Source organism: Haemophilus sp. oral taxon 036 (assembly GCF_002998595.1).
GTDB lineage: Bacteria > Pseudomonadota > Gammaproteobacteria > Enterobacterales > Pasteurellaceae > Haemophilus > Haemophilus haemolyticus_K.
Genome location: NZ_CP027235.1, coordinates 513,787 through 527,845, shown reverse-complemented (window position 1 = coordinate 527,845; position 14,059 = coordinate 513,787). Strand labels below are relative to the sequence as shown.

Below are 14,059 nucleotides of genomic sequence, written 5' to 3'. Positions count from 1 at the left end.
ACTGGACAACTAAATCAGAGAGTGGTGGGTCGTGAAGGATTCGAACCTTCGACCAACGGATTAAAAGTCCGCTGCTCTACCGACTGAGCTAACGACCCATAAATTGATTTTAAATATTTTTAAAATCTTCAGATTTGGTTTTAAATGGTGCCCGAAGCCAGACTTGAACTGGCACGCCTCGAAAGGCGAGGGATTTTAAATCCCTTGTGTCTACCGATTCCACCACTCGGGCAAATTGGAGCGGGAAACGAGGCTCGAACTCGCGACCCCGACCTTGGCAAGGTCGTGCTCTACCAACTGAGCTATTCCCGCATTTATCGCTAATCAGCATTGCTGATTGACAACGGGGCGTATTTTACGGTTTTATAGTCTTGTGTCAAATAAAAAAATAAAAAAAAGCTTTATTTGATTAAAAATAAGACAAAATAATAAAAGTACGCTAGAAAATATCGCACTTTATCCAAAATTAGAGTTTTAGGTCATCTAGTAGGCTACCTTTTGCTGCCTGTAAATATTGGATCATTGACCATACTGTTAAAATGGCTGCGATGTAAAGCAAGATTATAGCGGCAATTTCCATATAGTTATTGTAACGCCATAATAATCCGCCTAGGGCTAACATTTGTGCGGTTGTTTTCCATTTTCCCCACCAAGAGACAGCAACTTTACTACGCTCTCCGAGTTCAGCCATCCATTCACGTAATGCGGAAATAATAATTTCGCGAGAAATCATAATAATCGCAGGAATCGTAATCCACAGAGAGTGTTGATATTCAACGATGAGAACCAAGGCGGCGACAACCATTACTTTATCCGCAACAGGATCCAAAAAAGCGCCAAATCTTGTAGTTTGTTTCCATTTACGAGCCAAATAACCATCAAGCCAATCAGTAACACCGGCAATAAAGAATATGAATGTAGTAATAAAAGAGGAGGATTCGATAGGTAAATAAAATGCAATCACGAAAAACGGAATCAGAATTACGCGAAACATCGTTAGGAAAATAGGAATATTAAATTTCATAGAAATGAACCGCTCTTGGTGTTAGAGATACACCTATTCTAAAGTATCTAAGAATATAAAAAAAGCCACATTATGTGGCTTTCTTGTAAATAATTACGAATTAAAGTTTATCAGCGTTTTGTTTTAAGTATTTTGCAACGCCTTCAGGGTTATCTTGCATCCCTTCTTTACCTTTTTCCCATTGAGCAGGGCAAACTTCACCGTGATCTTCGTGGAATTGTAATGCATCAACCATACGTAACATTTCATCGATGTTACGACCTAATGGAAGATCGTTTACTACTTGGTGACGAACGACACCATTTTTGTCGATTAAGAATGAAGCGCGTAATGCAACGCCTGCTTCAGGATGTTCAATACCGTATGCTTGAGCAATTTCGTGTTTTACGTCTGCTGCTAATGCATATTTAACTTGGCCGATACCACCATTTTCAGTTGGGGTGTTACGCCATGCATTGTGAGTGAATTGAGAGTCGATAGAAACACCAACTACTTCTACGCCACGTTTTTTGAATTCTTCATAACGGTGGTCAAATGCGATTAACTCAGAAGGGCAAACAAAGGTAAAGTCTAATGGGTAGAAAAAGATTACTGCAGCTTTTCCAGCAATGTGTTTTTTAAAGTTGAAGTTATCAACGATTTCGCCATTGCCTAATACAGCAGATGAAGTAAAATCTGGTGCTTGACGGGTTACTAATACCATAGTCATAATTCCTATATAAAGTTAAGTTAAAGTTTTGCCACACAAAATAGCGGCGCGGTTCTATTTGAAACGCCGACATTTTATACTCGATTTTATCTATTAAAGCAATTAATCTTATCTAAAATAAGGTGGAAATATGCAACAACACAATCTCTCAACAACATTTGTCCATGCAGGGCGTAAAAAACGCTTTTCACAAGGATCTGTAAACCCCGTTTTACAGCGAGCTTCTTCATTAGTATTTGACAGTATTGAAGATAAAAAACACGCTACTCAACATAGAGCAAAAGGCGAATTATTTTATGGCAGAAGAGGGACGCTAACACATTTTGCTTTACAAGATTTAATGTGCGAAATGGAGGGCGGCGCAGGTTGTTATCTTTATCCTTGTGGTGCAGCAGCAGTAACTAATTCGATTCTTTCTTTTGTAAAAACTGGCGATCATGTGTTAATGAGTGGCGCAGCTTACGAGCCAACCCAAGATTTCTGTAATATTGTGCTGAAAAAAATGCAGATCGATACCACTTATTACGATCCTCTTATTGGTGCTGATATTGCAACGCTTATTCAACCTAATACAAAAGTACTTTTCTTGGAAGCACCGAGTTCTATTACAATGGAAATTCCAGATATTCCGACTATTGTGAAGGTTGCAAGAAAGGTGAATCCTAATATTGTGATTATGATTGATAATACTTGGTCGGCAGGTGTTCTATTTAAAGCGTTAGAGCATGACATTGATATTTCTATTCAAGCGGGTACGAAATATTTAGTGGGGCATTCTGATATTATGATTGGTACTGCTGTTGCTAATGCCCGAACTTGGGATCAGCTTAGAGAACATTCCTATTTAATGGGGCAAATGGTGGATGCAGATTCTGCTTATACGACTGCTCGTGGTATTCGTACATTGGGTGTACGATTAAAACAACATCAGGAAAGCAGTATTAAAGTAGCAAAATGGTTGAGTGAGCAACCAGAAGTAAAAACTGTGTACCATCCAGCCTTACCAAGTTGCCCTGGTCATGAATTCTTTTTACGAGACTTTAGTGGTAGCAGTGGCTTATTTTCTTTTGAACTAACTAAGCGATTGACATCGGAACAAGTCTCACATTTCATGGATCATTTTCGACTGTTCACTATGGCTTATTCATGGGGAGGATTTGAGTCTCTAATTCTTTGTAATCAACCAGAAGAAATTGCACATATTCGTCCAAATATTAAACGTAACCTTACTGGTTCATTAATTCGTGTGCATATCGGCTTTGAAGATGTAGATGAATTGATTGCAGATTTAAAAGCTGGATTTGAGCGAATTGCCTGAAAGTGCGGATAAAAAAATGCCTGTTTTACACAGGCATTTTTTTATAGGATTATTTTTGCTCTGACACTAAGCCAATTTTCGAACCGTCAGCAAAATGTACTGAAGTCCCGATAATGTCTACTTGGATATTTTTCCCTTGTTGCAAGTGCGGACGAATTTGAGAAAGCACGGCTTCTTCAGTTGTTGATAATGTTACTGTTTCGCTAGCTTTTGGAGCAATTGTTTTTCCAAATTGTAATGCTGGAAGATTTGCCACATAGAATGGTTGGTTATTTTCTTTATAAACAGTTAACCATTGCGCTTCTAAAATAGCTTTATCACTTAAGTTTGTAATTTCATAAGTGATAGAAAACGATTTTAAATCATCTGTTACAGAAACATTTGTTACTTTTACATTCGCAACTTTTAGAAACTCTGCATTTGCTTGAGTGACTAAATCATCCGTTTTTACTTGAGGTTGTTGTACTGCTTGTTGAGTCGGTTGAGTAGTTTCTGTTGCTGCAGGTTTTTCTGCTACTTTTTCTTCTTTATCGTTACAAGCTGTTAATGCAATTGAACCTGCGATGATACTTGCAAAGAGAAAAGATTTATTAAATTTCATTGTAAATTCCTTCATTATATTTTGTTAGTTGAGTTGTACTCGTTTTTCAAGTGATCAATTATAGCCTATGCGAGCCTTTATGACAGTCTTTTATTTTGAAAGTTCATAGAAGTTGTTTTATTATACTTTTCATTTTCCTTGATAAGTTAAGTAGAGAAGTACAATGAAACATATTCATATCTTAGGTATTTGTGGGACGTTTATGGGCGGCGTGGCGATGATTGCTAAACAAATGGGCTATCACGTGACGGGTTCCGATACTAATGTTTACCCTCCAATGAGCACTTTTTTAGAAGAGCAAGGTATCGAGATTATTCCAAATTATGATGTCGCACAATTACAACCAGCGCCTGATATGGTAATCATTGGTAATGCGATGAAACGCGGTAATCCTTGCGTAGAATATGTGTTGGAAAATAATTTGAAATACACATCTGGTCCTCAATGGTTACATGATCATTTATTGCGCGATCGTTGGGTATTGGCAGTTTCTGGTACGCATGGAAAGACAACTACAACAGGCATGCTAACGTGGATCTTAGAACAAAATGGCTTAAAACCAGGATTTTTAATTGGCGGAATTGCCGGTAATTTTGGCATTTCAGCTCGTTTAGGAGACAGCCCTTATTTTGTTATTGAGGCTGATGAATATGATACAGCTTTCTTTGATAAACGTTCGAAATTTGTCCATTACAATCCTCGTACACTTATCGTAAATAACATTAGTTTTGACCATGCAGATATTTTTGATGATCTCAAAGCGATCCAACGCCAATTTCATCATATGATTCGAACTATTCCGGCAAGTGGCTTGGTATTAACTTCGGCGAGTGAACAAAGTGTAAAAGAAACGCTGGCATTGGGATGTTGGTCACAACAACAATTTTTAGGCAAAGATAATGAGTGGTTTGCTGAACGTATAACAAATGATGCCTCACATTTTGCGGTCTTCCATCATGGTGAAAAAGTGGCAGAAGTAAAATGGAATGTAGTCGGACAACATAATATGCATAATGCTTTAATGGCAATAGCGGCTGCTCATCATGCGGGTGTGTCTATTGAAGAAGCATGTAAAGCATTGGGATCTTTTGTAAATGCTAAACGTCGTTTAGAAGTAAAAGGCGAAGTTAATGGCATCACCGTTTATGATGATTTTGCTCATCATCCAGAAGCTATTCTCGCTACGCTAACCGCTTTACGAGATAAAGTAGGGGGCGGAGTGCGAATTCTTGCAGTGCTTGAACCTCGTTCTAACACAATGAAAATGGGCGTTCATAAAGATGAAATTGCGCCTGCACTTGGTCGAGCTGATGAAGTGTTTATGCTTCAACCAGAACAGCTTCCTTGGGAAGTGGCAGATATTGCAAACCAATGTGTACAACCTGCCTATTGGAATGCAAATTTAGATCGATTAGTCGATATGATTGTAGCTGAGGCCCAACCTACAGATCATATTTTGGTGATGTCTAACGGCAGTTTTGGTGGCATTCATCAAAAAATTCTTGATAAGCTTAAACAGAAATAATAAAAGTGCGGTTAATTTAGAAAATGTTTTTAAGTTGACCGCACTTTTTATTGAGTTAACGTAACATTTAATTTGTAATTTATAAAAGGAATCTTTGTAGAATGGCTGATCCACATATTAAATCACCGATGGATTTTTTAGATAATCTGACCGTCATTATTTATCGCTCTGGCTTTGTGATAGCGGCGTTGGCTATTCTTGCCATGAGTTGGTATCCAGATTTACCGCTTACATTTATACTAATTGCGGCAACTTGCTGTGCTTCTTCATTACATATTTATCTCAAATCCTTCCGATTGCTTTTTCAATTTGCTACTTGGATAGGATTACTTTTTTATATTAATCATTATCCCGCTTTGGCCCTTGGCGGTACGTTACTTACTTTAGGTGGTTTGTGTTTTAAAGAATATTTTTGTTTCCGCGTACCTTTTTTAAATTTACAGCCGATATTTGTGGCTTGCTTGTGGTTTTCATGGGTGTTAAATAATCTTATCGCATTACGCATTTTTTCTATTATTTCTGGTGTATTACTTTTAGTTTTAGCGATACAAAAATGGCGAATGCCTTTGCATTTTGATATTGGAGATAAAACAAAATATCAAATTTAGAAAAGAAAATGACCGCACTTTTATGTGCGGTCATTGTTTTTAGAATGGTTTATTTAGCTAAGCATTCCATATAACTATCTGCAGTAGATTGTAAGAATGTTGCATAAGAATTTTTGCCTAAAGTGACTTTATCGCCAATTGGGTCGAGTTGTCCTACATTGACTTTAGTATTTTGAGCTAAAGATTCAATCACTTTTGGCGTAAATTGTGGTTCTGCGAATAAGCAATTTACTTTATGTTCTGCGATTTCTTCTTTAATGTGCGCTAAAGTTTTTGCACCTGGTGCAACTAATGGATTGATGGTGAAGTAACCGGTTTGTTTTAAACCATAAGCATCGTTGAAATAACCATAAGCATCGTGGAAAACGTAGAAACCTTTATCTTTAACATTCGCAAGTTGTGCTGTGATTTTTTCACCTTGTTCTGCCAAAGTGCGGTTAAAATCTGAAAGATTTTGTGCAATTAAATCTTTTTTATCTGGGAATTGTGCAGTTAATTTATCCGCTACTTTTTGTGCAACAATTTTGCTGATCGCTGGAGAATACCAAACGTGCCAGTTTGTTGTTAAACCTTCGTCATGATCATGGTGATCGTGATCATGGTCGTGGTGTTCATGCTCGTGCTTATGATCATGGTCGTGTTCATGTTCGTGATCGTGTTTATGTTCGTGTTTGTGCTCATGTTCATGTTTATGTTTATGTTTATGATCGTGATCGCCATCTTCATGGAAATGCTCGTGGTGAGCTTGACTTAATAAAGGTTCTACATCAGCAAGATCTGCAATGGTAATCACTTTTTTACGTTCAATTTGGCTAATTGGTTTGTCTAAAAATGAATCAACATCCTCACCAATCCATACAACTAAATCTGCAGATTTTACTTTTTGAATATCAGATAATTTCAAATTGTAGTCATGCGGAGAGGCGCCTGCAGGAACAAGGACTTGTGTGCCAGTTACGCCATCTGCAATAGATGAAACAATAAAACCTAAAGGTTTTACTGATGCCAATACATCGGCATTCGCCATCATTGGCGCACTTAAAAGTGCGGCAGAAACGGCGCTAATTTTTAAAAGTTTTTTCATATTTCTGTTTCCTTACTTGTTAGTAATAATTCTCAAAGGGAAAAAGACTACGCCTTTTTATATAAATTGCAACGATTTTATAGAGAATCTGAGGGAAAATTTTTCATTTTCAAAGTAAATAGGTTTCATTCGATAAAAAATGCACATTTATGGTCAATGTGCATTTTCAAGAGGAGATTAAGATTTTTTCTTTAGTAATTTATCTATTACACGAGAAACAGCAAAAAAACCAAAGGTTGCCGTAATCATCGTGGCTGCGCCAAATCCGTTTGCGCAATTCATTGTGGCAGAAATTGCACAACCTTCAGTCATTTGTGGGAATATTAGAGGTTGTGTTGAAAATACCGCATCGATACTAAATTTGCGTTTTGGATTTTGGCTAAAATTGTAATCCTTGCGCAAATCCGACCGCACTTTGGCTAGGAGTGGATCTTGAATGGTTTTACTAAGATCGGCAATTTGAATTTGGGTTGGATCAGTTTGACCGCCAGCACCACCAATAGTAATCACATTAATTTTGTTGCGTTTACAATAAGCAATCAGCGACGCTTTAGTTCTCACATTGTCAATGGCATCAATGACATAGTCATAGCCTCGGTTGAGGTAATCTGATTGATTTTCTGGCGAGATAAAATCATCAATAATATTGACGGTACATTCTGGGTTAATTAATTTTACTCGCTCTGACATCACTTCAGTTTTTAGTTTGCCGATTGTGCCGCTCATCGCAGGAAGTTGGCGATTGATATTCGTGACGCAAATATCATCCATATCAATTAATGTGAGTTCACCAATTCCCGAACGTGCTAAGGCTTCTACGACCCAAGAACCCACGCCTCCAATGCCTATTACACAAATATGGGCTTTGCGTAAGCGCGCGAGTCCATCAGCTGTATAAAGTCGACCAATACCGCCAAATCGCTGTTCATAATTGTCCACTGGAGCCATTATTGCAACACCCATACTCGGCCATAGTGTTTTGATAATCCTGCAATATGACCCGCTTGATCACCAATGCCACGATATAAGTCAAAGTGGTGGCCTTTCACCGCACCGCCCACATCAAGTGCAACCATTAAATGCAATTTGTGTGTGCCAAGCCAGTTTCCGTTATTATCAATGTCAGGTACTTCGACTAAAAGAACAGTACCAGATGGTACAACGCTACGATCTGATGCCACAGAAGCCATTGGTACAAGCGGTACACCAGCAGAACCTTTTACTTTGCCACTCGGATCATTTTTAAAGAATACATAAGAAGAATTACGTTCTAACAAACTTTGTACGCGAGAAGGATTACGATTGCCCCATTCACGAATTGCTTGAATAGACATTTTCTCTTTTGGTACTTCACCATCTTCAACCAATAAACGGCCAACAGCTGTGTAGGGAAAGCCATTTTGACCTGCATAAGCGAAGTAATTAAGATTGCCATCACCAAAATCTACGTAACCGCTGCCTTGTACCCCAAGTAAAAAGTTCTCTAACATGGAATCACTATATGCTAATTCTAATCCTTGACCCGCTAATGCACCGGCATAGATTTGCGCACGGCTAAAACGTTTATTTACTGGCATACGATAAATTGGATTTTGGAATTGACCTTGCGGTGAACGACGTGCATGAAGGACAGGAGAGTAGTAGCCTGTCATCAAAACATTTTGATATCCATCGAACCCACGCATAATTTGCGGGTTAATACCAAATTTAGAAAGCTCACTTACATTGGCGCCAGAAAGTACCCAATTCGTAATTTTTTCATAGTTACCATAGAAACGATCAGATAGTTTGCTTGAATAACTTTGTACATTTGAAAGTTGAGTTAAAAAATCGCCCTGATTAATGACCGCACTTTGGTTTTCAACTTGAGAAACTGGCATAAACACAGCTTGTTGATAATTACGACCGGAATATTTCGCACCAAATTGTTGAGGATCGCTGCCATTTGAGGTGGTGGGAATTTGAGTTTTTGTGGTATTAGAAGAGCCACAGGCAACTAAAAGTGCGGTTGTCACTGCAATAGAAAATGTTTTTAATGAGAAAAATTTTCGAACTGACATTTTTAATCCTAAATAAGCTTAAATAAGGCTGCATACGCTATCAAAAATCCTTCAAAACAACCAGTGTTATTTAGTCAAGCTGATTAATAAAAACTCACATTGAACATTTTATTAACAAATGAAACATAAACTTTTGTTTAATTCTTGCAAAAAAATATTAATAGCGTATAGTGCACCACATCAGACGCGGGGTGGAGCAGCTTGGTAGCTCGTCGGGCTCATAACCCGAAGGCCGTCGGTTCAAATCCGGCCCCCGCAACCAACAAATTCTAAAGCCCTGATTTAAGAAAATCAGGGCTTTTCTTTTTACAGTTTAACTCGCTATGATGATCTCAATTAGATCATCTTTTTCTATGCTATAATCCCTCAAAATTTTCAAAACCGGTACCTAAATGAAACAATTATTTGCAACGACTTCTCGTGGCTTTGAAGAATTATTAAAAGTTGAACTCACTGAACTTGGCGCACAAGAGGCAAAAGTGGTTCAAGGTGGCGTTCATTATCAAGCTGATGACGAAACTTTATACCGTACTTTGCTTTGGTCACGCCTTGCTTCACGCATTTTATTTCCTTTGATTGAAACCAAGATTTACAGTGATTTGGATCTTTATGCGGCTGTTTCGGGCTTTAATTGGTTAGCGCAATTTGATGAACGAGTTACATTCTTTGTAGATTTTAATGGAACCAACCAAGAAATTCGTCATACTCAATTTGGTGCGATGCGCGTTAAAGATGGAATTGTCGATTACTTTGAACGTCAGGGTAAAACTCGCCCTGGTGTAGATAAAATTCAGCCGGACGTACGTATCCATGCTTATTTGAATCGTGAAAATTTAGTGATTTCTTTAGATTTAAGTGGGGAAGCATTGCATTTACGAGGCTATCGTGAAGATACTGGTCAAGCGCCTTTACGTGAAACTCTAGCGGCGGCAATTGTTATGCGTTCAGGTTGGCAAGCGGGTTCTCCATTAGTAGATCCAATGTGTGGTTCAGGTACTCTTTTAATTGAAGCAGCGCAAATAGAAGCCAAAATTGCGCCGCAATTTTATCGTTTACATTGGGGATTTGATTTTTGGAAAGCGCATAATCAAGCTGCTTGGGAAAAAGTAAAAAATGAAGCGATTGAATTAGCAGAAGAAAAACAAAGTGAAATTCAACCGCACTTTTATGGATTTGACCTCGATCACCGCGTATTAAAAAAGGCGCAGAAGAATGCACAAAATGCAGGCGTTTCACATTTAATTAAATGGCAACAATGTGATGTTGCAGCGTTGAAAAATCCTCGTTTAAATGAAATCGGTACGGTTATCTGTAATCCACCTTATGGGGAACGTTTAGGAACAACACCAGCTTTAATCGCGCTATATTCTGTATTTGGGCAAAGACTTAAAAAAGAATTTTGTGGTTGGAATGTTTCTGTTTTTAGTAGCGAATCCACGTTGCTTGATTGTTTGAGAATGCGTGCCAGCCGACAGTTTAAAGCAAAAAATGGCCCACTAGATTGTGTGCAGAAGAATTATCAAGTTTCAGAACGAAAATCTGACGAAATTACAGCTGAAAATGAACTAGAATTTAACCGCACTTCGGAGGTGGCAACCGATTTTGCTAATCGATTACAAAAAAATATTAAGAAAATTAGTAAATGGGCAAAGCAACAAGGATTAGATGCTTATCGTTTATATGATGCTGATTTGCCTGAATATAATTTAGCCGTCGATCGTTATGCAGATTACATTGTTGTGCAAGAATATGCAGCACCGAAAAATATTGATGAAAATAAAGCGCGTCAACGTTTATTAGATGCGGTTACTGCAACTTTGTACGTTACAGGTGTAGAAACGAATAAGTTGATCCTCAAAGTTCGTCAGAAACAAAAAGGTGCCAATCAATATGAGAAGTTAGCCAATAAAGGTGAATACTTTTATGTGAATGAATATGGAATACAACTTTGGGTAAATTTGACGGATTATTTAGACACTGGATTATTCTTAGATCACCGTTTAACAAGAAAAATGATTGGTGACTTGGCAAAAGGTAAAGATTTCTTAAACTTATTTGCTTATACCGGCTCAGCAACTGTTCATGCAGCACTTGGTGGTGCTAAATCGACAACTACCGTTGACATGTCCAATACTTATCTTAATTGGGCGGAGCAAAATCTTATTTTGAATGATATTGAAGGTAAACAACATAAATTAATTCAAGCAGATTGCCTTCAATGGTTAGAAAAATGTGATCGTCAATTTGATTTGATATTTGTAGATCCACCGACGTTTTCGAATTCTAAACGTATGGAAGAGAGTTGGGATGTTCAACGAGATCATGTGAAATTAATGAGCAACCTAAAACGAGTTTTGTCGAATAATGGCACAATTGTTTTCTCGAATAATAAACGTGGATTCAAAATGAATTTAGTTGCGTTGGAAGAATTAGGTTTAAGTGCGGTAGAAATTTCGCATAAAACGTTACCGCTAGATTTTGAACGTAATAAACAAATTCATAATTGTTGGATGATTCAACATATATAATGATTTGCCAAGTTGTAAAAATAGTCGAAAAAATAGTGAATTTTAAACAAACTGAATAAAAAACTATCGCTCAAACATTTTTTTTCAAAAAGTGCTAGACAAGGTTTTATTAAATCATTAATATACGCCCCCGCAACGACGCAATAACGCGTTCGTAGCTCAGTTGGATAGAGCGTTGGCCTCCGGAGCCAAAGGTCGCAAGTTCGAATCTTGTCGAGCGCGCCAGGTCAGTGCAATAACAACTTTTAATGGTGGCTATAGCTCAGTTGGTAGAGCCCTGGATTGTGATTCCAGTTGTCGTGGGTTCGAATCCCATTAGCCACCCCATCTTATCTTTATAAGATCTGACGGCGAGTAGCGCAGCTTGGTAGCGCAACTGGTTTGGGACCAGTGGGTCGTAGGTTCGAATCCTATCTCGCCGACCACTTTATTTTGCTCTTTAACAATATATCAGACAATCTGTGTGGGCACTTGTTGATTGACTTGTTTTTAAAATATTTTTAATTTTGAAGTCTTAATAGGTGCTTAACTGAAAAATTCATAATTACTTTTTAAGTAGTGTTTTATTTATAGCTAAGCAGTTTATTGAGCGATTGAACTTGAATTGAAGAGTTTGATCATGGCTCAGATTGAACGCTGGCGGCAGGCTTAACACATGCAAGTCGAACGGTAGCAGGAGAAAGCTTGCTTTCTTGCTGACGAGTGGCGGACGGGTGAGTAATGCTTGGGAATCTGGCTTATGGAGGGGGATAACTACGGGAAACTGTAGCTAATACCGCGTAGAATCGGAAGATGAAAGTGCGGGACCGCAAGGCCGCATGCCATGAGATGAGCCCAAGTGGGATTAGGTAGTTGGTGGGGTAAAGGCCTACCAAGCCTGCGATCTCTAGCTGGTCTGAGAGGATGACCAGCCACACTGGAACTGAGACACGGTCCAGACTCCTACGGGAGGCAGCAGTGGGGAATATTGCGCAATGGGGGCAACCCTGACGCAGCCATGCCGCGTGAATGAAGAAGGCCTTCGGGTTGTAAAGTTCTTTCGGTATTGAGGAAGGAGTGTATGTTAATAGCATACATTATTGACGTTAAATACAGAAGAAGCACCGGCTAACTCCGTGCCAGCAGCCGCGGTAATACGGAGGGTGCGAGCGTTAATCGGAATAACTGGGCGTAAAGGGCACGCAGGCGGTTATTTAAGTGAGGTGTGAAAGCCCCGGGCTTAACCTGGGAATTGCATTTCAGACTGGGTAACTAGAGTACTTTAGGGAGGGGTAGAATTCCACGTGTAGCGGTGAAATGCGTAGAGATGTGGAGGAATACCGAAGGCGAAGGCAGCCCCTTGGGAATGTACTGACGCTCATGTGCGAAAGCGTGGGGAGCAAACAGGATTAGATACCCTGGTAGTCCACGCTGTAAACGCTGTCGATTTGGGGATTGGGCTTAAAGCTTGGTGCCCGTAGCTAACGTGATAAATCGACCGCCTGGGGAGTACGGCCGCAAGGTTAAAACTCAAATGAATTGACGGGGGCCCGCACAAGCGGTGGAGCATGTGGTTTAATTCGATGCAACGCGAAGAACCTTACCTACTCTTGACATCCATGGAATCCTGTAGAGATACGGGAGTGCCTTCGGGAACCATGAGACAGGTGCTGCATGGCTGTCGTCAGCTCGTGTTGTGAAATGTTGGGTTAAGTCCCGCAACGAGCGCAACCCTTATCCTTTGTTGCCAGCGATTCGGTCGGGAACTCAAAGGAGACTGCCAGTGATAAACTGGAGGAAGGTGGGGATGACGTCAAGTCATCATGGCCCTTACGAGTAGGGCTACACACGTGCTACAATGGCGTATACAGAGGGCGGCGATGCCGCGAGGTGGAGCGAATCTCAGAAAGTACGTCTAAGTCCGGATTGGAGTCTGCAACTCGACTCCATGAAGTCGGAATCGCTAGTAATCGCGAATCAGAATGTCGCGGTGAATACGTTCCCGGGCCTTGTACACACCGCCCGTCACACCATGGGAGTGGGTTGTACCAGAAGTAGATAGCTTAACCTTTTGGAGGGCGTTTACCACGGTATGATTCATGACTGGGGTGAAGTCGTAACAAGGTAACCGTAGGGGAACCTGCGGTTGGATCACCTCCTTACCAAAGACGAGAGACAGCGAGTGCTCACACAGATTGACTGATAGTTGTAGACAAGATTGAAAACGAAGCGAAAGCAACGTTGAAAGATAAAAAGAAGATAGAGTATCTTTAATTGATGTCCCCATCGTCTAGAGGCCTAGGACATCGCCCTTTCACGGCGGTAACCGGGGTTCGAATCCCCGTGGGGACGCCAATTAAAGATAACTTTGTTAGATTATCTTAGTGTTCTTTAAAAAATTGGAAACAAGCTGAAAACAAGAGATTTTCGAGAGAAAGTCTGAGTAGGCAAGATAGGAAAGTGAAAAGAGGGAACTGAGAAGGAAACTCTGAAAGCAAACCTGTTTTGTGATAAATCTTGATTGAACAAAAGCAATCAAGTGTTTAGTTGAATGAAAATACGCATCAAATTGACCTCACTTTGAAGTGAAAACTTAAAGTGATTGAAAACATTTGAGGTTGTA

The 14,059-nt window shown here is 39.5% G+C and carries 10 protein-coding genes, 8 tRNA genes and 1 rRNA gene; 10 read left to right on the top strand and 9 right to left on the bottom strand.

Annotation, left to right across the window (positions count from 1 at the left end; all coding sequences use genetic code 11):
- Positions 1 to 22: 22 nt before the first annotated feature.
- The 5 genes from C3V42_RS02550 to C3V42_RS02530 form a co-directional block, all read right to left on the bottom strand.
- Positions 23 to 98 (bottom strand) — tRNA-Lys (locus C3V42_RS02550).
- A gap of 47 nt (positions 99 to 145) precedes the next feature.
- Positions 146 to 232: transfer RNA gene (locus C3V42_RS02545), tRNA-Leu, on the bottom strand.
- 4 nt (positions 233 to 236) lie between these two features.
- Positions 237 to 312 (bottom strand) — tRNA-Gly (locus C3V42_RS02540).
- 154 nt (positions 313 to 466) lie between these two features.
- Entirely contained in the window at positions 467 to 1,024 is a 558-nt protein-coding gene (gene pgsA / locus C3V42_RS02535) for a CDP-diacylglycerol--glycerol-3-phosphate 3-phosphatidyltransferase (protein ID WP_106013539.1), read from the bottom strand.
- Between the two features lie 100 nt (positions 1,025 to 1,124).
- A complete protein-coding gene (locus tag C3V42_RS02530; RefSeq protein WP_106013538.1) occupies positions 1,125 to 1,727 on the bottom strand; it encodes a peroxiredoxin C in 603 nt (200 codons plus the stop codon).
- A gap of 136 nt (positions 1,728 to 1,863) precedes the next feature.
- Between C3V42_RS02530 and metC the strand changes: the two genes are divergently transcribed.
- Complete coding sequence (gene metC / locus C3V42_RS02525) at positions 1,864 to 3,051, top strand: cystathionine beta-lyase (protein WP_106013537.1); 1,188 nt, start codon at positions 1,864 to 1,866, stop codon at positions 3,049 to 3,051.
- A 49-nt stretch (positions 3,052 to 3,100) separates the two neighbouring features.
- Here metC and C3V42_RS02520 read toward each other — a convergent pair whose 3' ends face one another.
- Entirely contained in the window at positions 3,101 to 3,652 is a 552-nt protein-coding gene (locus tag C3V42_RS02520) for a hypothetical protein (protein WP_106013536.1), read from the bottom strand.
- 163 nt (positions 3,653 to 3,815) lie between these two features.
- Between C3V42_RS02520 and mpl the strand changes: the two genes are divergently transcribed.
- Both mpl and C3V42_RS02510 read left to right on the top strand, forming a co-directional pair.
- A complete protein-coding gene (mpl, locus tag C3V42_RS02515) occupies positions 3,816 to 5,177 on the top strand; it encodes a UDP-N-acetylmuramate:L-alanyl-gamma-D-glutamyl-meso-diaminopimelate ligase (RefSeq protein ID WP_106013535.1) in 1,362 nt (453 codons plus the stop codon).
- 101 nt (positions 5,178 to 5,278) lie between these two features.
- Positions 5,279 to 5,785 (top strand): DUF2301 domain-containing membrane protein, encoded by a 507-nt coding sequence (locus tag C3V42_RS02510; protein ID WP_106013534.1) that lies wholly within the window; start codon positions 5,279 to 5,281, stop codon positions 5,783 to 5,785.
- Between the two features lie 49 nt (positions 5,786 to 5,834).
- On the opposite strand, the gene znuA is transcribed toward C3V42_RS02510, so the two are convergent.
- From znuA to mltA, 3 genes are all read right to left on the bottom strand, one after another.
- Positions 5,835 to 6,869 (bottom strand): zinc ABC transporter substrate-binding protein ZnuA, encoded by a 1,035-nt coding sequence (gene znuA / locus C3V42_RS02505; RefSeq protein WP_106013533.1) that lies wholly within the window; start codon positions 6,867 to 6,869, stop codon positions 5,835 to 5,837.
- 177 nt (positions 6,870 to 7,046) lie between these two features.
- Positions 7,047 to 7,817 (bottom strand): tRNA cyclic N6-threonylcarbamoyladenosine(37) synthase TcdA, encoded by a 771-nt coding sequence (gene tcdA, locus C3V42_RS02500; protein ID WP_164994212.1) that lies wholly within the window; start codon positions 7,815 to 7,817, stop codon positions 7,047 to 7,049.
- The gene (mltA, locus tag C3V42_RS02495) at positions 7,817 to 8,929 is read right to left on the bottom strand and encodes a murein transglycosylase A (protein ID WP_106013531.1); all 1,113 of its coding nucleotides are present in this window, start codon (positions 8,927 to 8,929) and stop codon (positions 7,817 to 7,819) included. Before mltA ends, tcdA begins: the two co-directional genes overlap by 1 nt.
- A 185-nt stretch (positions 8,930 to 9,114) precedes the next feature.
- On the opposite strand from mltA, the gene C3V42_RS02490 reads away from it, so the two are divergent.
- The 7 genes from C3V42_RS02490 to C3V42_RS02460 all read left to right on the top strand — a co-directional run bounded on the left by C3V42_RS02490 (position 9,115) and on the right by C3V42_RS02460 (position 13,791).
- Positions 9,115 to 9,191 (top strand) — tRNA-Met (locus C3V42_RS02490).
- 130 nt (positions 9,192 to 9,321) lie between these two features.
- Positions 9,322 to 11,457, top strand: a complete 2,136-nt coding sequence (gene rlmKL, locus C3V42_RS02485; protein WP_106013530.1) for a bifunctional 23S rRNA (guanine(2069)-N(7))-methyltransferase RlmK/23S rRNA (guanine(2445)-N(2))-methyltransferase RlmL — start codon at positions 9,322 to 9,324, stop codon at positions 11,455 to 11,457.
- A 148-nt stretch (positions 11,458 to 11,605) separates the two neighbouring features.
- A tRNA-Arg gene (locus C3V42_RS02480) sits at positions 11,606 to 11,682 on the top strand.
- A gap of 26 nt (positions 11,683 to 11,708) precedes the next feature.
- Positions 11,709 to 11,784 (top strand) — tRNA-His (locus C3V42_RS02475).
- A gap of 21 nt (positions 11,785 to 11,805) precedes the next feature.
- Positions 11,806 to 11,882 (top strand) — tRNA-Pro (locus C3V42_RS02470).
- Positions 11,883 to 12,058: 176 nt separating this feature from the next.
- Positions 12,059 to 13,598 (top strand): 16S ribosomal RNA (locus C3V42_RS02465).
- Positions 13,599 to 13,715: 117 nt separating this feature from the next.
- Positions 13,716 to 13,791, top strand: a tRNA-Glu gene (locus tag C3V42_RS02460).
- Positions 13,792 to 14,059 lie beyond the last annotated feature (268 nt).